This window comes from Streptomyces sp. NBC_01446, from assembly GCF_026340095.1.
Classification (GTDB): Bacteria; Actinomycetota; Actinomycetes; order Streptomycetales; family Streptomycetaceae; genus Streptomyces; species Streptomyces aureus.
The window spans coordinates 6,160,378-6,183,549 of record NZ_JAPEPO010000001.1 but is presented as its reverse complement, the minus strand read 5'-3'; the positions used below and the strand labels follow the sequence as shown (position 1 = coordinate 6,183,549).

The window sequence follows — 23,172 nt, the reverse complement described above, 5'->3', positions numbered from 1 at the left end:
GTCAAGTCAAGGGCGCGTCAAAGGGGTCCCTTCAGACCCCGGGTGGTCCCCATGCGCAGCGAAAACGCCGGTGCCCGTGCCCCGGCAGGGCACCGGCACCGGCGTGAGTCATTCCGCTCCGGGGTCAGCCGGCCAGATTGTCGGCCATCTCCTCGGTGATGTTCGACTCCGTGCCCGGGATGCCCATGTCCTGGGCCCGCTTGTCGGCCATCGCGAGCAGCCGGCGGATGCGGCCCGCGACGGCGTCCTTCGTCAGCGGCGGGTCGGCGAGCGCGCCCAGCTCCTCCAGGGAGGCCTGCTTGTGCTCCATGCGCAGCCGCCCGGCGGCCGCGAGGTGCTCCGGCACCTCGTCGGCGAGGATCTCCAGGGCGCGCTGCACGCGGGCCCCGGCGGCGACGGCGGCGCGCGCCGAGCGGCGCAGGTTCGCGTCGTCGAAGTTGGCCAGGCGGTTGGCGGTGGCGCGGACCTCGCGCCGCATCCGCCGCTCCTCCCAGGCGAGCACCGACTCGTGCGCCCCCATACGGGTGAGCAGGGCGCCGATGGCGTCCCCGTCCCGTACGACGACCCGGTCCACCCCGCGTACCTCACGGGCCTTGCCCGCGATCTGGAGCCGGCGTGCGGCGCCGACCAGGGCGAGCGCGGCCTCCGGGCCGGGGCAGGTCACCTCCAGGGAGGAGGAGCGGCCGGGCTCGGTGAGCGAGCCGTGCGCCAGGAACGCCCCGCGCCAGGCGGCCTCGGCATCGCAGGTGGCCCCCGAGACCACCTGCGGCGGGAGACCCCGGATCGGGCGGCCGCGGCCGTCGACAAGACCGGTCTGGCGGGCCAGCTGGTCACCGCCGGCCACGACCCGTACGACGAAGCGCGAGCCCCGGCGCAGCCCGCCGGGCGCCATCACGATCAGTTCCGAGCTGTGCCCGAAGATCTCGAGGATGTCCCGCTTCAGCCGTCGCGCCGCCATCGCGGTGTCCAGCTCCGCCTCGATCACGATGCGGCCGCTCACCAGGTGGAGCCCGCCCGCGAAGCGCAGGATGGCCGAGACCTCTGCCTTTCTGCAGCAGGTCCGGGTGACGGGAAGCCGGGAGATCTCATCCTTCACCGCTGCCGTCATCGCCATGGGCCGATCCTTCCATGCATCCGAAAAATACGGTCGTACGCGGCGGCCAACAGCTCCGGATCGTGCCTCGGAGTCCCGTCGGGCCTGGCCACAGGCGCCAGCTCGACCGCAGCGCCGAAGCCCTCCTTGGCGGCGTCGGTCAGGGACTCGCGATCGGGCACGGCGGCCTCGTCGGCCAGCACCACGTCCAGGGCGAGTTTAGGGGCGTGTCGTCCCAAAACCTCCAAATGACGCTGCGGTGAGAACCCCTCGGTTTCTCCGGGCTGCGGCGCGAGGTTCAGCGAGAGGACCCTGCGGGCCTTCGTCACCGTCAGCGCGTCGAGCAGCTCGGGCACCAGCAGGTGCGGGATGACGGAGGAGAACCAGGAGCCGGGGCCGAGCACCACCCAGTCGGCGTCGAGCACCGCGGCGACCGCCTCGGGGACGGCCGGCGGGTCGTGCGGCACGAGGTGCACGGACTGCACCTCGCCCGGGGTGAGGGCCACCGTGGCCTGGCCGCGCACCGTGTCGACGTCGTCGGGGCGGGCCGGGTCATGCCCCTTGACCAGGGCCTGGAGCTCCAGCGGGACCGCGGACATGGGCAGGACGCGCCCCTGCGCGCCGAGCAGCTTGCCGACCAGGTCGAGGGCCTGCACATGGTCGCCGAGCTGCTCCCACAGGGCGACGATCAGCAGATTGCCGACGGCGTGCTCGTGCAGGTCGCCCTGGGACTGGAAGCGGTGCTGGATGACGCGGGCCCAGGTCTGGCCCCAGTCGTCGTCGCCGCACAGGGCCGCGAGGGCCTTGCGCAGGTCGCCGGGCGGCAGGACGCCCAGCTCGTCACGGAGCCGGCCGCTGGAGCCGCCGTCGTCGGCGACGGTCACCACGGCGGTGAGATCGCCGGTGATGCGCCGCAGGGCCGCCAGGGACGCGGACAGGCCCATGCCGCCGCCGAGGGCGACGACCTTGGGCTGGGCGCCGCGCCGGCGGCCCGTGGGAGGAGTGACCCGGCGGAGCCTGCTGCCGAGCCGGAGTGTGCGACCGGTCATTCGCGGCCCATGTCCCGGTGGACGACCACGGTCTCCACGCCCTCGGCCGCGATGCGCGCGGCGAGCTTCTCCGACATGGCCACCGAGCGGTGCTTGCCTCCGGTGCAGCCGACCGCGATCGTCACGTACCGCTTGCCCTCGCGGCGGTATCCGGCCGCGATGAGCTGGAGCAGCTCGGTGTAGCGGTCGAGGAACTCCTTGGCACCGGGCTGGCCGAAGACGTAGCTCGCCACCTCTTCGTTCAGGCCGGTGAAGGGGCGCAGCTCGGGGACCCAGTGCGGGTTCGGCAGGAAGCGCATGTCGACGACCAGGTCGGCGTCGACGGGCAGGCCGTACTTGAAGCCGAACGACATGACCGTGGCCCGCAGCTCGGGCTCCTCGTCGCCGGCGAACTGGGCGTCCATCTTGGCGCGCAGTTCGTGCACGTTCAGGCTGGAGGTGTCGATGACCAGGTCGGCGTCGCCGCGCAGCTCGCGCAGGAGCTCGCGTTCGGCCGCGATGCCGTCGACGATGCGGCCGTCGCCCTGGAGGGGGTGCGGGCGGCGCACCGACTCGAAGCGGCGCACCAGGGCCTCGTCGGAGGACTCCAGGAACACGATGCGCCGGGTGACCTGTCGGGACTCCAGGTCGGCGAGGGACTGGTGGAGGTCGTCGAAGAACCGGCGGCCGCGTACGTCGACGACGACGGCGATCCGGGCGACGTTCCCCTGGGAGCGGGCGCCGAGCTCCACCATCGTGGGGATCAGCGCGGGCGGCAGGTTGTCGACGACGAACCAGCCGAGGTCCTCCAGACACTTGGCGGCCGTGGAACGCCCGGCGCCGGACATCCCGGAGATGATCACCAGCTCGGGGATGGCCGCATCGGACGCCCCGGCGGTCTCGCTCGTCGTACCCGTACTCACCTGTGCTCCGTCTGTCTCCGCGGCCTGGCCTGCCCGGTCATCGGGGGCCGGCTGTGGTGCTGCCTGTTCGCCCTGCTCGTTCTCGTTCATGGCTCCTGCCCCCGTCGTCCTTCCGAGGTGGCCGCGGCCGTGGCCGTGGGGTCCTCGTCTTCAATGATCTCTCCTGTGGCCGTGTTCACGGCCGGTGCGGCGGGCTCCGCGCGTGCGAAGGCCGCCACGATCGTCTCTGCCGTCTTGAGGCCTATGCCGGGAACCTCGCAGATCTGATCGATTGTGGCCGATCGCAGGCGCTTCACCGAACCGAAGTGCTTGATCAGGGCCTGCTTGCGCGCGTCCCCGAGGCCGGGCACCTCGTCGAGCGGCCCGGCCTTGAAGCGCTTGGCCCGCTTGGTGCGCTGGTACGTGATCGCGAAGCGGTGCGCCTCGTCACGTACGCGCTGCAGAAGGTAGAGCCCTTCGCTGGTGCGCGGCAGGATCACCGGGTCGTCCTCGTCGGGCACCCAGACCTCTTCGAGGCGCTTGGCCAGGCCGCACACCGCGATGTCGTCGATGCCCAGCTCGTCGAGCGCCCGCTTGGCCGCAGCCACCTGCGGCTGCCCGCCGTCGACGACGACCAGCTGGGGAGGGTACGCGAACCGCTTGGGGCGGCCGTCGTCCTCGGTGAGACGGGACTCGAGCGGACCGTCCTCGTCCGCCGGCTCGGCGTCGGACCACTCCCCCGACTTCTCCTGCGCCGCCAGATAGCGCTTGAACCGGCGCGTGAGCACCTCGTGCATGGAGCGGACGTCGTCCTGCCCCTCGAAGCCCTTGATCTGGAAGCGCCGGTACTCGCTCTTCCTGGCCAGGCCGTCCTCGAAGACGACCATGGAGGCCACGACGTCGTCGCCCTGGAGGTGGGAGATGTCGTAGCACTCGATGCGCAGCGGGGCGCTGTCCAGCTCGAGAGCCGCGGCGATCTCCTCGAGGGCGCGCGAGCGCGTGGTGAGGTCGGAGGCGCGCTTGGTCTTGTGGAGCGCGAGCGCCTGCTGCGCGTTCCTGTGGACCGTCTCCATGAGGGCCTTCTTGTCGCCGCGCTGCGGGATCCTCAGCGACACGTTCGACCCGCGGCGCGTGGTGAGCCACTCCTGTACGGGTTCCAGGGGCTCGGGCAGCGCGGGCACGAGGACCTCCTTGGGCACGGCGTCCCCGCGCTCCTCGCCGTACAGCTGCTGGAGCGCGTGCTCGACGAGGTCACCGCTGGTGACCGCCTCGACCTTGTCCGTGACCCAGCCACGCTGGCCGCGCACGCGCCCGCCCCGCACATGGAAGATCTGCACGGCGGCCTCCAGCTCGTCCTCGGCGAGGGCGATCAGGTCGGCGTCCGTGGCGTCGGCGAGGACGACGGCGCTCTTCTCCATCGCCTTGCGCAGGGCCTCTATGTCGTCACGCAGGCGCGCGGCGCGCTCGTACTCCATCTCCTCGGCGGCGTCCGTCATGTCCTTCTCGAGACGGCGGATGTACGTGCCGGTACGGCCGGCCATGAAGTCGCAGAAGTCCTCGGCCAGTTCGCGATGCTCCTCGGGCGAGACGCGGCCCACGCAGGGGGCCGAGCACTTGCCGATGTAGCCGAGGAGGCAGGGGCGGCCGGTGCGGGCGGCGTTCTTGAAGACGCCGGCGGAGCAGGTGCGGACCGGGAAGACGCGCAGCAGCAGGTCGACGGTGTCGCGGATGGCCCAGGCGTGCCCATAGGGACCGAAGTAGCGCACGCCCTTCTTCTTCTGGCCGCGCATGACCTGCACGCGCGGGAACTCCTCGTTCATCGTCACCGCGAGGTACGGATAGCTCTTGTCGTCGCGGTACTTGACGTTGAACCGGGGGTCGTACTCCTTGATCCAGGAGTACTCCAGCTGGAGTGCCTCGACCTCCGTGGACACCACGGTCCACTCCACGGACGCGGCCGTGGTGACCATCGTGCGGGTGCGGGGGTGCAGGTTCGCCAGGTCCTGGAAGTAGTTGGCCAGGCGGTGGCGCAGGCTTTTCGCCTTCCCGACGTAGATCACCCGGCGGTGCTCGTCACGGAACCTGTACACCCCTGGGGAGTCCGGGATCTGTCCCGGCTGGGGGCGGTAGCTGGAGGGGTCGGCCATGTCACACACCCTACTTGCGGCCACCGACAGTGAGGTTGCCCACGCGTTTCCCGGAGCGGTCCCGCCGCCCGCCGGACCAGACGGTTGCGCATCGAGTCTTGTCCGGTGCAGATCAACACGCTTCAATGCCGGGTGAATTGGGGGCCGCGCACGCCCCGGCCGCACGGCCAATGTGAGGATGCACGGGGGAGGGCCCTGGATGTCGTACGGCACACAGCACGCGGACACCGGCGCGCCCGCGCTGGAGACGGCCCTGCGTGCGGGGCCCTTCCATGTCGCCCTGCGGGCCGCGATCACCGCGCGCGGGCTGCCGCTGCACCGCGTGCAGCACCATCTGACCCGCCACGGTGTCACGGTCGGCGTCACCAGTCTGAGCTACTGGCAGCAGGGGGCCAGGCGCCCGCAGCGCACCGAGTCCCTCCGTGCCGTGCGCGCGCTGGAGGAGATCCTGGACCTGCCCGACGAGTCCCTGATCCGGCTCCTCGCCAAGGACGAGGAACACGCGGCCCGCCGGCGCCCCTCGACCCGCTCCTACCGCTCGCTCGTCGAGGCCTCGGGCGTCCTCGAACAGTTCCTCGCCGAGCTCGGTTCGTCCCCGGACGGCGGCCTGCACACGGTCGGCCATCACGAGCGGGTGCGGATCGGGGCGCGCCGCGAACTCCTCGGCCTCGACTCCCAGCACATCGTGCGCGCCCACCAGGACGGCGTGGACCGCTACGTGGCCGTCCACCGCGGAGACCCGGGATGCAGCACGGATCACGTCTCGGTGCGCGCCCTGGAGAACTGCCGCACGGGGCGGGTGCGGAGGCACCGGGGAACGGGCGTCGTCGTGGCGGAGCTGCTCTTCGACGCGCGGCTGCGGGCGGGCGACACGTTCCTCTTCCGCTACGGCTTCGAGGACGGCACGGCGGGCCCCGCGTCGGAGTACCTGCGCGGCTTCGGCTTCGCGGGCGGGCAGTACGCGCTCCAGGTCAGGTTCACCGAGGGCGTCCTGCCCGTGCGCTGTCACCGCTTCACCCAGCACTCGGCGGCGGCCCCGCGCGGCGGCCGTCAGGACCTGCCGCTCAGCGCGAGCCACCGCGCGGTCCACGTGGTGGAGCCACAGGTGCGGGCCGGGATCCTGGGGATCGGGTGGGACTGGGAGGGCTGATCTACGGGGTGGGGCCGATCGGGATCCAGGTCCGGTCAGGCCGCCGGGCCCGCGACGATCTTGCCGTTCTTCACCTCGACCGGCACCTTCGCCAGCGGCCGGGTCGCCGGGTCGTGCAGCACCTTGCCGTTCGTGGCGTCGAACTTGCTGCCGTGGCAGGAGCAGGTGAGCTCCGTGCCCTCCAGCATGCCGATGGGGCACCCCGCGTGCGTGCAGATGGTGCTGAACGCGGCGTACTTGTCGGCCGACAGACGGCTGACCACCACGTTCTCGTCCCGGTACAGCTTGACGCCGCCCACGGGCACCTCGTCGGCCTTGCCGAGGTCGACCGGTGCCGTCGCCGCCGACTCCGCGCGGCTCCCCGACCCGCCCGGCGAGCAGGCGGCGATCCCGAGCCCCGCGGTCCCGGCGAGGGCGGCACCCCGCAGCACGGTTCGGCGGGCGGGCGACGTGCCGGGCATGGGGACTCCAGGGGTCGGTCGGGGCGGGGCGCGGTGGACCGCTGCACGCCAAGGCGCACATCGGTGACAGATCCGACGATACCGGTGGGGCGGATGGCGCCTCGTGGGACCCTGGTGCCGGCCACACCCGTACGCTTCTGGGCCGCCCTTCTTCTGCACCACGACCCTCCTACTTCCGCGCCGTCCTGGCCGTCCTACTTCCGCGCCGTCCTGGCCGTCCTTCTTCCGCAGCATCCTGGCCGTCCCGCTTCTGCGGCATCCTGTACGGACGTCAGACGTCATCCGCCGCCCCGGGAGAGAGCACCGCGTGAACCGTCCCACCGCCCGCGACGTGGCCGAACTGGCCGGCGTCTCACGTGCCGCCGTGTCCTTCGTCTTCAGCGGCCGGGCGCAGGGCAACCTCTCCGCCGGGACCCAGGCGAGGATCAGGGCGGCGGCCGACGAGCTCGGCTACCGCCCGGACGAGGTCGCCCGTTCCCTGCGCACCCGCCGCAGCGCGGTCATCGGCATGCTCAGCGACGAGATCGCGACCAGCCCTTTCGCCGGGCGCATGGTGCTCGGCGCCATGGAGGCGGCACGCGCGCGTGGCCACCAGGTGCTGCTCCTGGAATCCCGCAAGGACCCCGCCCTGGAGGCCGAGGCCGTCGCCGAGCTGCGGGCCCGACGGGTCGACGGAATCGTCTACGCCGCGATGTCGATGCGCAGCACGAGCGTGCCGTCGACCCTGGCGCCCGAGCGGTGCGTGCTCGCCAACTGCGTGGCGCGCGAGCCCGGTTCGTACGCCTCGGTGGTCGCGGACGAGCGCGGGGGCGGCCGGTCGGCCGTCGACCTGCTGATCCGGGCGGGCCACCGCGACATCGCGCTGCTCGGTGGCGAGACGGACAACATCGCGGCGTCCGACCGGGCCCGCGGCTTCGGCGACGGGCTGCGCGCCGCCGGGCTGAAGGCCCGCCCCGAGTGGACGCTGCGGGTGGGCTGGCAGATCGACGAGGGCTACGCGGGCGCGCTGCGCGTCCTGGACACCGAGGATCCGGACGCGCGCCCCACGGGCATCGTCTGCGCCAACGACCGTGTGGCCACAGGCGTGTTGCTCGCCGCGGCGGGCCTCGGCATCTCCGTACCGGACGACCTGTCGGTGGTCGGCTACGACGACCAGGACCAGATGGCCGACCACCTCGTCCCGGCGCTCACGACGATCGCGCTGCCGCACCACGCGATGGGCGCGGCGGCGGTGGACCTGCTCCTGGACTCGGTGGCCGCGGACGAGGACGTCGACCCCGCGACCCAGCGCGTCCTGGAGTGCCCTGTGGTCGAGCGGGCGTCGGTGGTGGCGCCGGGGCGACGGGGGTGACGGAGGCCGTGGACAACTGAGCCCGCGGGATGACGGAGTCCTTTCGGGAACGGGTACGCAACCCCTCCGGGATCAGTCCGCGACCGCCCACGCTTCCACCGTCAACTCCCCTGCCCCCTGCGTGACTTCGGCTGACAGCAGCCCGGCCGGAGCCGGGTGGACCTTTTCCGTGAGCATCACCCGGTCGTCCCAGAACGCCTCGATCAGCGGTCCGTCCACGAACACCCGCAGCCGCCCGCCCGGCGACACCGCTCCCGTCGCCGCGGTCACCGTGTCCGAACGCCGGTACGGACGCGTGGCCGTCGCCGGAGCGCCGATCCTGTCGAGCGTGAGGGTGCCCCTGGTGGGGTTCACGCGCAGCGCCACGGCGGGACCGAGCCGCAGTTCGGCCTCGGTGTCCGGCTGCGTCACAGCGACATCGAGTACGACTTCGTACGCCTCCGGGAGCCCGTCGCCGACCTGGACCGGCGTGCCCCGCAGCGCCGCCAACTCCCGCGCGGGCGCCACCCGCAGCGAGCCGTCCGCGTGCAGCCCGAGCTCGCGCGGATACGACAGGCACCCGGCCCAGCCCGCCGCCACGGACTCGGCCTCCGTGCGCGACTCCCAGCTCCACCCCCACACGAGGGTGCGGTCTCCCTCGACCAGGGCGGTCGGGGCGTAGAAGTCGCGTCCGTGGTCGAGCACTCCCCCGGACCCCGCCTCCGCGACGAAGCGCAGGCCACCGTCCGCCGTGGGGCGCAGCTCGCCGGTCAGATAGCTGGTCGCGTACGTGATGTCGTCGATCCAGAGCGAGAGCAGAAGCACCCAGCGGCCGTCACCCGCGGGCAGCAGGGCCGGGCACTCCCAGGCGGCGGCCGGAGCGGCTCGGCGCGCGGCGACCGGGTCGGTCCCGTCGATCAGCGAGCCCGCGTACGTCCAGTCGGTCAGTGCGTCGACGCGGTAGAGCAGGACGTCGGGCAGACCCCCGCGGTGCCCCGCTCCCACGACGGCCCAGCGCTGCCCCTCGTGCGTGAAGACGTAGGGGTCGCGGAACGCGGTCAGGTCGAGGCCGGCCGGCGGGCCGGGGACGACGGGTTCGGGTTCCGCCTTGAACGTCGTGACGTCCGGGTCCGTGGCGCGGGCGAGCATGACGGAACCGATGCCGTCGTGGCGGTCCATGCCGGTGTAGACGGCGGTCGGCACCCCGTCGTCCACGACCGCGCAGCCCGACCAGACGCCCATCTCGTCCCGGGTTCCGGGGGTGGGCGTGAGCGCGATGCCGTGGTCGGTCCAGCGCACCAGGTCGGGGCTTGAGGCGTGGCCCCAGTGGATGTCGCCCCACACGGGCGCGCCGGGGTTGTGCTGGAAGAAGAGGTGGTAGCGGCCGTTGCTGAAGACCGGGCCGTTGGGGTCGTTGCACCACTGCCCCGCGGCGGGCCTGACGTGGTGGCGGGGCGCGTTGCGGTCAGCCATGTCGGCGGCCATGTCGTCGGCTCCCTGTTCGCTGAGTCCGGCTGATCGTCATGCCGCCGGAACCTTGATTTAACGAACCTAACACGTGATAGTTGCAGCCATCTAGCACGTGTTAGGTCTCTGCCGGAAGCTCGCGTTCCGGCATCATGAGTCAGCGCGACAGGCGCGAAGGAGCGCAGCAGATGACCGACCAGACGACGCCAGGACCCGGACCCGCCACGGCGGCCCACCCCGTATCCCCCGTCGCCCACACGGGAACCGGCGCCACGGTCCCCACGACCGCCACCATTGACGTCCCCGCCGCAGCTGTCCCCACAGCGGACGCCACTGACACCACGGTCCCCGGCACCACAGTCCCCACGGACGCCGCAGTCCCCTCGGACGCCGCAGTCCCCACGGACGCCGCATTTCTGGCGGGCACCGCCGCCACCCCGGGCGTCACCGGCGCCGCCGCCTCCGACGCAGCCGTTCCCGCGGCGGTCATCGCCACCCCGGGCGCACTGGGCACCCCGGGCGCCGCAGGCCCCGGCACCGGCCTCCCCACGGCCACCGCGCCCGCGTCGGCCTCCGCCCCCACCGCCGCAAGCCGCCGGCGTGTGAACTTCACGCTTGCCAGTGCCGCGCTCTTCATGTTCTTCGTGACCTGGTCACTGTCCTGGTCGCTGTTCTCGATCTGGCTCACCCAGGACATCGGCCTCTCGGCGGGCCGTAGTTCCCTCGTCATCAGTGCCAACGCCGTCGGCTGTCTGCTGACCATGCCCCTCTACGGCTACGTCCAGGACAAACTGGGTCTGCGCAAGAACCTTCTGTACTGGATCGGCGGCCTGATGCTGCTGGTCGGCCCCATGTACATCTATGTCTACGGGCCCCTGCTCAAGACCCACTTCGCGCTCGGCCTCGTCGCCGGCTCCGTCTATCTGGCCATGGCCTTCGCGGTCGCCGTCGCCACCCTGGAGAGCTACACCGAGCGGCTCGGTCGCTTTCACGGGTTCGAGTTCGGCCGGGCCCGCATGTTCGGCTCGCTGGGGTGGGCCGCCGCGACGTTCTTCGCCGGGCGACTGTTCAACATCGACCCCAAGCTCAACTTCTGGGCGGCGTCCGTCTCCGCCGCCGTCTTCGTCGCCCTCATCGCCGCGATCCGTGTCACGGACGGCCGCCGCACCGCCGCCGTGGACGCCGCCGCCTCATCGGTCTCGCTCGCCGACGCGCGTTCCCTGCTGCGCTATCCGGCGTTCTGGGGGCTGCTGCTCTTCGTGGTCGCGGTGACGGCGACGTACAACACGTACGACCAGATGTTCCCCTCGTACTTCTCGTCGCTCTTCAGCACCGAGGCCGAGGGCAACCAGATGTACAGCGACCTGAACTCCTTCCAGGTCTTCCTGGAGGCCGGTGGCATGGCCCTCGCGCCGTTCCTCGTCAACCGGCTCGGCCCGAAGCGGTCACTGCTCCTGTCCGGCTTCGTCATGGCCACCCGCATCGGCCTCTCCGGCCTGGTCACCGACCCCATGGCGATCTCGGCGGTCAAGCTGATGCACGCGGCCGAGCTGCCGATCATGCTGATCGCGATCTTCAAGTACATCAACCGGCACTTCGAGTCCCGCCTGTCGTCCTCGATCTACCTCGTCGGCTTCCAGCTCGCGGCGCAGCTCGGCGCGGCGATCATCTCCCCGTTGGCCGGCATCGGCTACGACAGTCTCGGCTTCGCGCCCACCTATCTGCTCATGGCGGCGATGGTCGCCGCGTTCACCGCCGTCTCCGTGGCCACGCTGCGTCCCGACGCGAAGGGTCTGCCCGAGTCGGTCCCGGACGTGCCCGCTTCCGGCCGGGGCACTGCGCCCGAGCCCGCGAGCCTCTAGCCTGTGCCTCGCCCCTGCACCTCCGATCCAGCGCACTGCCGCACTCCCGCACCGCTCCAGTTCAGCCCGAAAGGAACCACCCGTGATAGTCGTCGCCGGAGAGGCCCTGATCGACCTCGTGCCGCAGGGCGGGGCCGCCGATGACGGTGGCGACCTGCCCGCGCTCGCGCCCCGGCTCGGCGGCGGCCCCTTCAACACCGCGGTGGCCGTCGGCCGGCTCGGCTCCCCCGTGGCCTTCTGCTCACGGGTCTCCCGCGACGCGTTCGGCGAGGCACTGCTCGGCGGGCTCGCGCGGGCCGGCGTGGACGTGTCGTACGTCCAGCGGGGCGACGAACCGACGACGCTGGCCGTCGCGTCGATCGCCGCGGACGGCTCGGCCGGTTACTCGTTCTACGTCGAGGGCACGGCCGACCGGCTCTTCTCGGTGCCCGACCGGCTTCCGCCGGGCACGCGCGCGGTGTCGTTCGGCACGTGCTCGCTGGTCCTGGAGCCGGGTGCGAGCGCGTACGAGGAGCTGATGCGGTCGGCCTCGGCCCAGGGCGTGTTCACCGCGCTCGACCCGAACATCCGGGCCGGCCTCATCCCCGACCCGGACGCGTATCGGGCGCGCTTCAAGAGCTGGCTCCCCTCGACCGGCCTGCTCAAGCTGTCCGAGGAGGACGCGCTGTGGCTGGGCGGCACCCCGCAGGAGTGGCTCGCTTCGGGTCCCGCGGCCGTCGTGATCACGCGGGGCGGCGACGGCCTGACGGTCTTCACGCGGGGCGGCGCGCGGTACGACGTACCGGGTGAGCGCGTCGACCTCGTCGACACGATCGGCGCGGGCGACACCGTGAACGCGGCGCTGCTGCACGGTCTGGCCACGTGGGACGCGCTGTCCGTGGAGGCGGTGGCGGGCCTCGCCGAGGACGCGTGGCACCGGCTGCTGCGGTTCGCCGCGCGCGCCGCCGCGGTCACCTGCTCGCGGGCCGGCGCCGAGCCCCCGTACGCGTCCGAACTCCCGCCGCTGTAGCGACCGTTCACCTGCCCCGGTCAGCCGTGCACGCCCCCGCCGGTCACCCGTTGACCGCGCGCAGCGCCCCCGGTGTGCGGCCGTTGAGGCGGTCGAGGGCGGCCGCCGTGGCGCCGTCGGCAGGGAGCTGCGCTCGATCCTCGCGATGAACGCCCGGCGCCCCACAGGAACTCACCGTGGGGCGCCGGGCGTTTTTCGTGCGGTCGCGGACCGCCCGCGCTCAGTCCTTGCGGGCCCGCGTGGACTTGGTCGTGGTCTTCTTCGCCGCCGGCTTCTTCGCCGCGGCCTTCGTGACCGACTTCCGCGCCGCCGTGGTGCTGGCCGTGGCCACCTTCTTCGCCGGGGTCTTCGCCGTCGCCGAGACGGTCTTCTTCGCGGCTGTGGCCTTCTTCACCGCCGCCGTCTTCTTCGTACGCGCCGCGGGCACCGTCGCGTCGCTGAACCGGTCGGCGCCGAGGATGTCGCGCAGGAACTTGCCGGTGTGGCTGGACGGTTCGCCGGCAACCTCTTCGGGGGTGCCCTCGGCGACGACGAGACCACCGCCGTTACCGCCCTCGGGGCCCATGTCGACGACCCAGTCGGCGGTCTTGATGACGTCGAGGTTGTGCTCGATGACGATCACCGAGTTCCCCTTGTCGACAAGGCCCGACAGGACGGTGATGAGCTTGCTGATGTCCTCGAAGTGCAGACCGGTGGTCGGCTCGTCGAGGACGTAGACGGTGCGTCCCGTGGACCGCTTCTGCAGCTCGCTCGCCAGCTTCACGCGCTGGGCCTCGCCGCCGGAGAGGGTCGGCGCGGACTGGCCGAGCCGGACGTAACCGAGACCGACGTCGTTCAGCGTGCGCAGGTGGCGGGCGATGCCCGGGACCGCCTCGAAGAAGCCGAGCGCCTCCTCGATGGGCATGTCCAGGACCTCGGCGATGGACTTGCCCTTGTAGTGGACGTCCAGCGTCTCGCGGTTGTAGCGCGCTCCGTGGCAGACCTCGCACGGGACGTAGACGTCCGGCAGGAAGTTCATCTCGATCTTGATCGTGCCGTCGCCGGAGCAGTTCTCGCAGCGGCCGCCCTTGACGTTGAAGGAGAAGCGTCCCGGCAGGTAGCCGCGGACCTTCGCCTCGGTGGTCTCGGCGAACAGCTTGCGGACGTGGTCGAAGACTCCGGTGTACGTCGCCGGGTTCGAGCGCGGCGTGCGGCCGATCGGCGACTGGTCGACGTGCACGACCTTGTCGACGAGGTCGTCGCCCTCCACGCGCGTGTGCCGCCCGGGAACGTTCCGCGCCCCGTTCAGCTCGCGGGCGAGGTGCGTGTACAGGATGTCGTTGACCAGGGTCGACTTGCCGGAACCGGAGACACCGGTGACGGCGGTCAGGACGCCGAGCGGGAACGACACGTCGATGTCGCGCAGGTTGTTCTCACGGGCGCCGTGCACGGTCAGCCTGCGCGTCGGGTCCACGGGGCGCCGGATGTCCGGCAGCGGGATGGACCTCTTGCCCGAGAGGTACTGGCCGGTCATCGACTCGGCGTTGGCGAGCAGCTCCTTCAAGGGGCCGCTGTGGACGACGTTGCCGCCGTGCTCACCCGCGCCGGGGCCGATGTCGACGACCCAGTCGGCGACCTTGATGGTGTCCTCGTCGTGCTCGACGACGATGAGCGTGTTGCCCATGTCGCGCAGCCGTACGAGGGTCTCGATCAGGCGGTGGTTGTCGCGCTGGTGCAGGCCGATCGAGGGCTCGTCCAGGACGTAGAGCACGCCGACGAGGCCGGAGCCGATCTGCGTGGCGAGGCGGATGCGCTGGGCCTCGCCACCGGAGAGGGTGCCGGCCGCGCGGTTGAGCGAGAGATAGTCGAGGCCGACGTCGACGAGGAACCGCAGCCGCTCGTTGACCTCCTTGAGGACCCGCTCGGCGATCTTCTTGTCGCGTGCGTTGAGCTTCAGCTCGCCCAGGAAGTCCGCGCAGTCGCTGATGGACATCGCGGAGACCTCGGCGATCGACTTCTCCATCACCGTGACGGCGAGGACGATCGGCTTGAGGCGCGTGCCCTCACAGGTGGGGCAGGGCACCTCGCGCATGTAGCCCTCGAAGCGCTCGCGGCTGGAGTCGCTCTCGGCCTCGCTGTGGCGCCGCTTGACGAACGGGACGGCGCCTTCGAAGGGGGTCGTGTAGACCCGCTCGCGGCCGTACCGGTTGCGGTAGCGGACCTCGATCTGCGTCTTGTGGCCGTACAGGAGGGCCTTCTTGGCGCGCTGCGGCAGGCCCGCGAAGGGGATGTCGGTCCGGAATCCCAACGCGTCCGCGAGGGCGCCGATGAGGCGTCCGAAGTAGTCCTTGGTGTGCCCGTGCGACCAGGGGTGGATGGCGCCCTCGTCGAGGGACTTGTCCTCGTCCGGGATGATCAGCTCGGGGTCGACCTCCATGCGCGTGCCGATGCCGGTGCAGTCCGGGCAGGCGCCGAAGGGCGAGTTGAAGGAGAAGGAGCGGGGCTCCAGCTCTTCGAAGGACAGGTCGTCGTACGGACAGTACAGGTGCTCCGAGTACATGCGCTCGCGCTCGGGGTCGTCCTCGGGGAGGTCGACGAAGTCGAGCACGACCATGCCGCCGGAGAGGCCGAGCGCGGTCTCCACGGAGTCGGTCAGGCGGCGCTTGGCGGATTCCTTCACCGTGAGGCGGTCGACGACCACCTCGATGGTGTGCTTCTCCTGCTTCTTCAGGGTGGGCGGTTCCGACAGCTGGATCGTCTGCCCGTCGACCCGGGCGCGGCTGTACCCCTTGGTCTGGAGGTCGGCGAAGAGGTCGACGAACTCGCCCTTGCGCTCGCGCACGAGCGGCGAGAGCACCTGGAAGCGGCTGCCCTCGGGCAGGTCGAGGACCTTGTCGACGATGGCCTGCGGCGACTGGCGCGAGATGGGGCGGCCGCACTCGGGACAGTGCGGCTTGCCGATGCGCGCGAAGAGCAGGCGCAGGTAGTCGTAGACCTCGGTGATGGTGCCGACCGTGGAGCGCGGGTTGCGCGAGGTCGACTTCTGGTCGATCGAGACGGCCGGGGAGAGGCCCTCGATGAAGTCGACGTCCGGCTTGTCCATCTGGCCGAGGAACTGACGTGCGTACGAGGAGAGCGACTCGACGTACCGCCGCTGCCCCTCGGCGAAGATCGTGTCGAAGGCGAGCGACGACTTGCCGGACCCCGACAGACCCGTGAAGACGATGAGCGAGTCGCGCGGAAGGTCGAGCGAGACGTTACGGAGATTGTGCTCGCGCGCGCCACGGACGATGAGACGGTCGGCCACGCCGGTCCGCACCTTTCTTGAGAAGAGCAACAGGGGCGGGGCCCCTGTCTTTCGAGACTAGGGGGGCCACCGTCAGCGATGGACTGTTTTCCATGGTTGGTAACAAACCCGGACCACCAAGAATGCCCGATGCCGCTCCCGAGCTTATAGCACGTACATTCGATTTCCGGTCTCGGTCGGCCGCCTTCACCCGATCGAGTGGCGGCGCTATCGTCTGCGCCATGAGCGATCATGTGCGCGACCTGGCCTCTGTACGTGAAGCGACCGACCGGCTCCTCACCGCTGTCGGCACGCTGGACAACGCGGCTGTGGCCGAGTCGTCACGGCTTCCCGGCTGGACCCGGGGCCACGTCCTCGCCCACCTCGCCCGTAACGCGGACGCACTCGCGAACGTGCTCGCGGGCCGGCCCATGTACCCGAGCGCCGAGGCCCGCGACGCGGACATCGAGCGGGACGCGCCGCGCGACCTGCGCGAGCAGCTCGAGGACCTGCGGACCAGCGCCGCCGGATTCGAGGCCCGGGCCGAGGTCCCGGCCGACTGGGCGCGCACGGTCGAGCTGCGCAACGGCGTCAAGGACTCCGCCTCCCGGATCCCCTTCCGGCGCTGGGGCGAGGTCGACCTGCACCACGTCGACCTGGGGATCGGGTACGACCTGGAGGATCTGCCGGCGGAGTTCGTCGAGCGGGAGATCGACTTCCTGGCCGAGCGCTTCGCGGGGCACCCGGACATGCCGTCGACCGGCCTGAAGTCGGACGGTGGCCTGGTGTGGACGACGGGCGGCGGCGCCGGGACGGGTCCGGTCGGTGTCGCGGGCCCCGCGCCGGAGCTGCTCGGCTGGCTCTCCGGGCGGCGCGACGGCTCCGGGCTCACCGTCGAAGGCGGACGGCTGCCTGTCGTACCCCCGCTATAGGCTGAGTCCATGACGTACAGCGGAGCGGTGAAGGTCGGCGGCCCGGCGGATGTGCACGAGCTGCAGAACCTGATGATCTCCAAGGTCGCGGTCGGCGCGATGAACAACAACGCGTATCTGCTGCGCTGCCGCGCCACCGGCGAGCAGCTCCTCATCGACGCGGCCGCCGACGCGGAGACGCTGCTGACCCTGATCGGGGACGACGGCATCGCGTCCGTCGTCACGACGCATCAGCACGGGGACCACTGGCAGGCGCTCGCCAGGATCGTGGAGGTCACGAGCCCGCGTACGTACGCGGGCCGTTACGACGCGGAAGGCATCCCGGTCCCCACGGACGTGCTCGTCGAGGACGGGGACACGATCACCGTGGGTCGGGTCCCGCTGACCGCCCGGCACCTGGTCGGCCACACGCCCGGCTCGATCGCCCTCATCTACGACGACCCGCATGGCCACCCCCATGTCTTCACCGGGGACTGCCTCTTCCCGGGCGGCGTGGGGAACACGTGGAAGGACCCGAAGGCCTTCAGGAGCCTCATCGACGACGTCGAGTCGAAGATCTTCGGCCGGCTCCCCGACGAGACGTGGGTCTACCCCGGGCACGGGAACGACACGACGCTCGGCGCCGAGCGGCCGCATCTGCCGGAGTGGCGCGAGCGCGGCTGGTGAGTCAACGCCCGGCCGCGCCGGGCGTGTTCACTCCGCGGGCATGAGAGCCCGGCGGTACTAGACCGTGGCCACGCCGGGCTCGGCCAGGGCCGCCACCCGCTCCACCGCGAACGCGTATCCCTGGACCCCGCATCCGGCGATCACGCCGTCGGCCCTGAGGGACACGTAGGAGTGGTGCCTGAACTCCTCGCGCTGGTGGATGTTGGAGATGTGGACCTCGATGACGGGCAGGCCGTCGCACGCATTGAGGGCGTCCAGGATCGCCACCGACGTGTGCGAGTAGGCGGCCGGGTTGATCACGATGCCCACGTGGTTCTGGCGCGCCTCGTGGATCCAGTCCACCAGCTCGCCCTCGTGGTTGGACTGCCGGAAGTCGACGCTCCCGCCGTGCACGGCCGCGGCCTTGGCGCACAGGGCCTCGACGTCCGCGAGGGTGTCGGACCCGTAGATCTCCGGCTGCCGGCGGCCGAGGAGGTTCAGGTTCGGACCGTTCAGGACCATGATCGGGGCGTTGGCGAGGGTGCGGGGCACAGGGGACCTCCGTGCGTCGGGCGGCTGCTCTCCCACGGTCTATCACGAGGCGTCACGACGCTGCCCGGCCGTATCACCGTGACCGTCACGGCGTGACGGCAAGCTCCACGTACGCGGCGAACACCACGAGGTGAACTCCGCCCTGGAGCGGGGTGGCGCGGCCGGGGACGACGGTCAGCGTGCTCACCAGCATCGTCAGGACCAGCAGCACCATCTGCGTGGCACCGAGTCCGAGGACGAGGGGCCCCGACAGCCAGAACGACGCGATGGCGACGGCCGGGATGGTCAGTCCGATGCTGGCCATCGCGGAGCCGAGCGCGAGGTTGAGGCTCGTCTGGACGCGGTCACGGCGGGCCGCGCGCAGGGCCGCGATCGTCTCGGGCAGCAGGACGAGGAGCGCGATGATCACGCCGACGACGGATTGCGGCAGCCCGGCTGCTTCGACCCCCGACTCGATCGTCGGGGACACGCCTTTGGCGAGGCCGACGACGGCGACGAGGGCGAGTCCGAGGAAACCGAGGCTGATCAGGGCGGTGCGGGTGGTGGGCGCGCCCGCGTGGTCGTCGCCGTCGATGACGTTGCCCTGCTTGGTGATCGGCAGGAAGTAGTCGCGGTGCCGCACTGTCTGGGTCGCCACGAAGATCCCGTACAGGACGAGCGCGGCGGAGGACGCGAAGATCAGCTGCGACGTGGAGAACTCCGGGCCCGGCTTGCTCGTGGTGAACGTCGGCAGGACCAGGCAGAGCGTGGCCAGGGTGGCGACCGTGGCGAGCGCGCCGCCGGTGCCCTCGGACTGGAAGACGGCGACGCGGTGCCGGAACGCGGCGGCGAGCAGGCTCAGTCCGACGATGCCGTTGCAGGTGATCATGACAGCGGCGAAGACGGTGTCGCGGGCGAGCGTGGCGCCCTTCTCACCGCCGTCGACCATGAGGGTGACGATCAGCGCCACTTCGATGACGGTGACGGCGACGGCGAGTACGAGGGAGCCGAAGGGTTCGCCGACGCGGTGGGCCACCACCTCGGCGTGGTGGACGGCCGCGAGGACGGACGCGGCGAGCACGACGGAGACGACCGCCACGACGGCGCCCGGCAGCGAGCGGCCCCAGGTGAACACCAGCAGGACGACCGCGAGGACGGGGACGACGGCCGTCCATTGTGTGACCAGTCTCCGAGTCCCAGCGATCATGCCTTCGATGGTGCACCGACGGTGCGGGGGCCGCGACTTCGGGACGGGCGCGTGTGCGTGGGGCCGAACGGGAGAAGGAGCGCGCGGCCGGCGGCCGCGCGCTCCTTCTCTGTGCCGGGCTCCGAGCCGGGCCTCATGCCGGGCTCTCTGCCGATTTCCGTGCCGGACGGGTCAGGCCTTGATGCTGTCCTTGCGCGCGCCGTCGGTCGCGTCACCGTCCTGGTCGCCGTCGTCCCCGCCGTCGAGGCCCTGCTGCTGCGCCTGCTTCTTGGAGGCGATGAGGCTGGCGATGGTGGTGATCGCCAGGACGCCGCAGATGACGGCCAGGGAGACCGGGATGGAGATCTCCGGCACGTGCACCCCGGACTCGTGCAGCGCGTGCAGGACGAGCTTCACGCCGATGAAGCCGAGGATCACCGACAGGCCGTAGCTGAGGTAGACCAGCTTCCTGAGGAGTCCGCCGATGAGGAAGTACAGCTGGCGCAGACCCATCAGCGCGAACGCGTTGGCCGTGAAGACGATGTACGGGTCCTGGGTCAGGCCGAAGATCGCCGGGATCGAGTCCATCGCGAACAGCACGTCGGTCGTGCCGATCGCGAGCATGACGACCATGAGCGGCGTCAGGATCCGCTTGCCGTTGACCCGGATGAACAGCTTCGTGCCGTGGTACCGGTCGGCGACGCCGAACTTCTTCTCGATGGACTTGAGGAGGCGGTTCTCCTCGAACTCGTCTTCCTCGTCGTCCGACATCGCTTCCTGGATGAGCTTCCAGGCGGTGTAGATGAGGAACGCGCCGAAGATGTAGAAGACCCACGAGAAGTTGGCGATGACGGCGGCACCGGCCGCGATGAAGATGGCGCGCAGCACCAGGGCGATCAGCACACCGAACAGCAGGACGCGCTGCTGGAGCTGGGACGGCACCGAGAACTTCGCCATGATCAGGATGAAGACGAAGAGGTTGTCGACGCTCAGCGACTTCTCGGTGATGAAGCCGGCGAAGAACTCGCCCGAAGCCTGTGAGTTCCCCCAGATCAGCAGACCGACCCCGAAGAGGGCGGCCAGCACGATCCAGACGACCGTCCAGATTCCGGCTTCCTTGATCGATACGTCGTGGGGCTTGCGCCCGATGAAGAAGTCGACCGCGATCAGGGCGACCAGACCAAGAATGGTCAGCACCCAAAGGGTCATCGATACGTCCACTGCGCCTCCGGCGTCGTACGGCTACTGATCAGCGTCGTCGCTGCCGGAGGTCTCTTCCACCCGGGCGGCCTCAGCTCGCCTCGGGCCGGCGCCCCGGGACCGGTGTCGGTCCGTATTGACGGGAACGCCGCGTTCGGGAGTACTCCCCTCCGCTCGTCGGAGCCTACGGGAAACACCCATGAAACGTAAAGGGTTCGGTAAAGATAAGTTCAAAAGCAGTACTCAGGGGAGTCAGATGTCCTGCTCTCGTCGCGCTCTGGCGACCTCTTCGAGGACCTGCTCCAGGACCCGGCTGCCGGGCGGGACATTCGGCGGCTCGTACGTCCACGCATGCCCGACCCACGGGTCGGCGAGGTGGTCGTCGGGCACCGGAGTGAGCCTCAGCAGCGCCCTCCAGAGCGGGTCGAGGACCGGTCCGTACTCGGCGGCGTCCTCGCGGTCGGCGACCATCAGGAGGTGGACGCCGACGGCCGGGCCCTCGTCGGCGAGGTAGCGCAGCCGGGTCACCGCGCGGTCGTCGAAGCCGTGCGGGAAGTCGTTGACGATCAGCAGCTGCTCGGCGGTGTCCAGGTCGGGCGGCAGCGCGTCGGCCGCTCCACCGCGGACCGCCATCTGCACGAGGTCCACGCGCTGGGTGAGCCGGGCGAGCGCCTCGGAGACGCCGGACACCCCGGCGGCCGGCGGCGCGACGAGCACTCCGGCCCGCACGAGCGGGGCGAGCGCCCCCGCGGCCGAACCGGCCGGGTCGATGACATGCACGGCGAACTCGCCCGCCGGGTAGACCGCGAGGAGCCGCGCGGCGAGCTCGACGGCGCTCCGCAAGGCGCGGCGGCGCAGCTCGTCGGACTCGGTGAGCGCGTCCGCCCCGGAGCGGCCGCTGTCGATCCACATGCCGCGCTCCAGGGGCAGCCGCACGAGCATCGGGATGCGCAGGCCCACGCTGCGGGACTCGGGCAGCTGGAGGTCGCCCAGGCGCAGGGCCATCGGGATCTCCATGGGGCTGCGGTACGCGTGCCAGACCGGGTTGTCCCAGCCCGCGTAGGCCGGGGGCAGGGCGGGCTCGACGACGGCGGACTCGGCCGCCAGCTGGGCGAGGTCACGGTCGAGGACCTCCCTCGCCCGGTCGACGAGGTGTCCGTGCTTGGCCCGGGCGGCCTCGCGCGCGGCGTCCCCCTGGCCGCCGATCCGGCTGCGCGGGTCGGACAGTGCCTTGTCGAGCTCCTGCTCCATGCGGGAGTCCGCGAAGTCGACGGCGCTGCGGTACGCGGCGACGCAGCGGGCCAGGTCCTCGAACATGCCCCACACCTGGTTGTAGAGCCGCTCGTCCATGGACCAGCCGGTCGCGTCACCGGCGACAGGGACGGCGGGCTGCCCCGGCTCTCCGGGGGGCGCGGTGGGCGCGGGGGCGGGCGGTGCGGGGGCCTGTCGGCCGGGGTGCGTGTAGTTGACGGGGCCGGTCTGTCCTGAGGGACGGGCCGGCTGGGGCTCGTGCGCCGGACGGGGGTCCGGGGATGACTGGGGTTCGGCGGGTGACGGGGGCTGGGTGGAGCGGGGCGGACCGGCGGGCGGGTGCGTGCCCGGTGACGAGGCGTGGGAGGCCGCGCCCGTCGCGTCCGCCATGGCGCTCGACCCGGAGGCCGCCGTCCGGGGCGGAGGCGGCGCCACCGTACGCGCGAGCCCTCGCGCCACCGCTTCGCCGATCTCGCCCGCGAGAGCCCTCGCGTCGGGAAGCCCCTGGTCGCTCAGGAGTGCGCCGAGTCCGCCCGCGTACCCCTGACCCACCGCGCGTACCTTCCACGCGCCCTGGCGGCGGTACAGCTCCAGGGCTACGACGGCGGACTCGGCGTCGAGGTCGGTGATGGTGTAGCTGGCGACCTCGGAGCCGTCGAGTCCGGTGACGGCGACGAAGGGGGCCACGACGGCGCCGAAGCGGTCGGGGTCGCCGGGCCCGGTGGGCAGCGCGAGCAGCACGCTGACGCGGTGGGCGGCCTCGGGCACGGCGTCCAGATCGACGGCGAGGCGGTGGTCGGCCGCCGCCTGCCGGGGGACCTCGAGCCCCGGCAGCGCGGGGGCGCCGGGGTGCGCGACCCAGTCGCGGCCGAGGACCCTGCCCTCGTCGTCGCTGAGCGTCGCGCCCGCCACGACCGGCGCCCCCGCCGACACGCGGATCTCCAGACGGGTCTGGGTGAGGGGGTGGTTCTGCCCCCGGACCAGCTCGGCCGCCATCGCCTTCTCCCCCTCGTCCCGTCCGTCTTTTCCTGTGTTCCCGCTACCTCACAGGCCCGGCAGGATCGCCGGCATGAGGTCCTGGAACGTGCGGCCGTTGGCCGGCGAGCCCAGGGCGGTCATCTGCCAGCCGGCGCCCGCGCGATGCACCTTCGCCATGATCTGGGCGGTGTACTGGCCGCCGCCGTCGAGCGTGTAGCGGGCCAGCTCCTGGCCGTTGGTCTCGTCGACCAGGCGGCAGAACGCGTTCTGCACCTCCTGGAAGGTCTGGCCGGTGAAGGAGTTCACCGTGAAGACGATCTGGTCGATGTGGACCGGGACGCGCTGGAGGTCCACGAGGATCGCCTCGTCGTCGCCGCCCTGGCCGGCGCCCCCGACCAGGTTGTCACCGGTGTGGCGCACGGAGCCGTCGTCGCTGACGAGGTGGCGGAAGAAGACGACGTCCACCGGCTGCTTGTCCGCGAACAGGACCGCCGAGGCGTCGAGGTCGATCTCCCGCGTCCGGGACCCGAAGAGGCCGCGGCGGGGGGCGGCCTGCCAGCCGAGTCCCATCCGGACGGCCGTCAGGGTGCCCCCGTCCTGCTTCTGCAGGCTGATCGCCTGGCCCTTGCTCAGGTTGACACCAGGACCCTTGGAAAAGTTGGCCGTCACGCGTCCGTCCCCTCTCGAACTGTGCTCTTCACCGCCCGTCCGGGCGGTTGAGGGAAAACCCTACGC

Annotated in this window: 18 protein-coding genes; 6 read left to right on the top strand and 12 right to left on the bottom strand. The window is 71.4% G+C overall.

Annotated elements, in window-relative coordinates; all coding sequences use genetic code 11:
• Positions 1-124: 124 nt before the first annotated feature.
• From whiA to uvrC, 4 genes are read right to left on the bottom strand one after another with little or no spacing between them, the layout of a single operon-like run.
• Positions 125-1,114, bottom strand: coding sequence for a DNA-binding protein WhiA (gene whiA, locus OG456_RS27695; protein ID WP_116502730.1), 990 nt, complete (start codon positions 1,112-1,114; stop codon positions 125-127).
• On the bottom strand, positions 1,105-2,142 hold the full coding sequence (gene yvcK / locus OG456_RS27690; protein ID WP_266565566.1) for a uridine diphosphate-N-acetylglucosamine-binding protein YvcK: 1,038 nt from the start codon (positions 2,140-2,142) through the stop codon (positions 1,105-1,107). Before yvcK ends, whiA begins: the two co-directional genes overlap by 10 nt.
• On the bottom strand, positions 2,139-3,134 hold the full coding sequence (gene rapZ, locus OG456_RS27685; protein WP_266565564.1) for an RNase adapter RapZ: 996 nt from the start codon (positions 3,132-3,134) through the stop codon (positions 2,139-2,141). Before rapZ ends, yvcK begins: the two co-directional genes overlap by 4 nt.
• Positions 3,131-5,170 (bottom strand): excinuclease ABC subunit UvrC, encoded by a 2,040-nt coding sequence (gene uvrC, locus OG456_RS27680; protein ID WP_323136360.1) that lies wholly within the window; start codon positions 5,168-5,170, stop codon positions 3,131-3,133. The genes rapZ and uvrC overlap by 4 nt, the downstream gene beginning before the upstream one ends.
• A 199-nt stretch (positions 5,171-5,369) precedes the next feature.
• Here uvrC and OG456_RS27675 point away from each other — a divergent pair, with 199 nt between their 5' ends.
• Positions 5,370-6,320 (top strand): hypothetical protein, encoded by a 951-nt coding sequence (locus tag OG456_RS27675; protein ID WP_266565562.1) that lies wholly within the window; start codon positions 5,370-5,372, stop codon positions 6,318-6,320.
• A gap of 35 nt (positions 6,321-6,355) precedes the next feature.
• Here OG456_RS27675 and OG456_RS27670 read toward each other — a convergent pair whose 3' ends face one another.
• On the bottom strand, positions 6,356-6,781 hold the full coding sequence (locus OG456_RS27670; protein WP_266565560.1) for a Rieske (2Fe-2S) protein: 426 nt from the start codon (positions 6,779-6,781) through the stop codon (positions 6,356-6,358).
• A 307-nt stretch (positions 6,782-7,088) separates the two neighbouring features.
• On the opposite strand from OG456_RS27670, the gene OG456_RS27665 reads away from it, so the two are divergent.
• Positions 7,089-8,132: a LacI family DNA-binding transcriptional regulator gene (locus OG456_RS27665; protein ID WP_266565558.1), complete on the top strand. Its 1,044-nt coding sequence runs from the start codon at positions 7,089-7,091 to the stop codon at positions 8,130-8,132.
• 72 nt (positions 8,133-8,204) lie between these two features.
• Here the strand turns inward: OG456_RS27665 and OG456_RS27660 are convergent, their stop codons facing one another.
• Positions 8,205-9,596, bottom strand: coding sequence for a glycoside hydrolase family 32 protein (locus OG456_RS27660; RefSeq protein WP_266565556.1), 1,392 nt, complete (start codon positions 9,594-9,596; stop codon positions 8,205-8,207).
• A 170-nt stretch (positions 9,597-9,766) separates the two neighbouring features.
• Between OG456_RS27660 and OG456_RS27655 the strand changes: the two genes are divergently transcribed.
• Both OG456_RS27655 and OG456_RS27650 read left to right on the top strand, forming a co-directional pair.
• Complete coding sequence (locus OG456_RS27655; RefSeq protein ID WP_266565554.1) at positions 9,767-11,440, top strand: oligosaccharide MFS transporter; 1,674 nt, start codon at positions 9,767-9,769, stop codon at positions 11,438-11,440.
• An 82-nt stretch (positions 11,441-11,522) separates the two neighbouring features.
• A complete protein-coding gene (locus OG456_RS27650) occupies positions 11,523-12,449 on the top strand; it encodes a carbohydrate kinase (RefSeq protein ID WP_266565552.1) in 927 nt (308 codons plus the stop codon).
• Between the two features lie 220 nt (positions 12,450-12,669).
• On the opposite strand, the gene uvrA is transcribed toward OG456_RS27650, so the two are convergent.
• Entirely contained in the window at positions 12,670-15,735 is a 3,066-nt protein-coding gene (gene uvrA, locus OG456_RS27645) for an excinuclease ABC subunit UvrA (RefSeq protein ID WP_266565550.1), read from the bottom strand.
• A 221-nt stretch (positions 15,736-15,956) separates the two neighbouring features.
• Between uvrA and OG456_RS27640 the strand changes: the two genes are divergently transcribed.
• The gene (locus tag OG456_RS27640) at positions 15,957-16,646 is read left to right on the top strand and encodes a maleylpyruvate isomerase family mycothiol-dependent enzyme (RefSeq protein WP_266565548.1); all 690 of its coding nucleotides are present in this window, start codon (positions 15,957-15,959) and stop codon (positions 16,644-16,646) included.
• Positions 16,647-16,655: 9 nt separating this feature from the next.
• Positions 16,656-17,312, top strand: a complete 657-nt coding sequence (locus OG456_RS27635; protein ID WP_266565546.1) for an MBL fold metallo-hydrolase — start codon at positions 16,656-16,658, stop codon at positions 17,310-17,312.
• A 57-nt stretch (positions 17,313-17,369) separates the two neighbouring features.
• On the opposite strand, the gene aroQ is transcribed toward OG456_RS27635, so the two are convergent.
• The 5 genes from aroQ to OG456_RS27610 form a co-directional block, all read right to left on the bottom strand.
• On the bottom strand, positions 17,370-17,843 hold the full coding sequence (gene aroQ, locus OG456_RS27630; protein ID WP_266565544.1) for a type II 3-dehydroquinate dehydratase: 474 nt from the start codon (positions 17,841-17,843) through the stop codon (positions 17,370-17,372).
• A gap of 85 nt (positions 17,844-17,928) precedes the next feature.
• Positions 17,929-19,029 (bottom strand): calcium:proton antiporter, encoded by a 1,101-nt coding sequence (locus tag OG456_RS27625; protein WP_266565543.1) that lies wholly within the window; start codon positions 19,027-19,029, stop codon positions 17,929-17,931.
• A gap of 171 nt (positions 19,030-19,200) precedes the next feature.
• A complete protein-coding gene (locus OG456_RS27620) occupies positions 19,201-20,217 on the bottom strand; it encodes a TerC family protein (protein WP_266565541.1) in 1,017 nt (338 codons plus the stop codon).
• A gap of 243 nt (positions 20,218-20,460) precedes the next feature.
• Positions 20,461-22,455 (bottom strand): TerD family protein, encoded by a 1,995-nt coding sequence (locus OG456_RS27615; RefSeq protein WP_266565539.1) that lies wholly within the window; start codon positions 22,453-22,455, stop codon positions 20,461-20,463.
• Positions 22,456-22,503: 48 nt separating this feature from the next.
• Complete coding sequence (locus OG456_RS27610; RefSeq protein ID WP_227294093.1) at positions 22,504-23,106, bottom strand: TerD family protein; 603 nt, start codon at positions 23,104-23,106, stop codon at positions 22,504-22,506.
• Positions 23,107-23,172 lie beyond the last annotated feature (66 nt).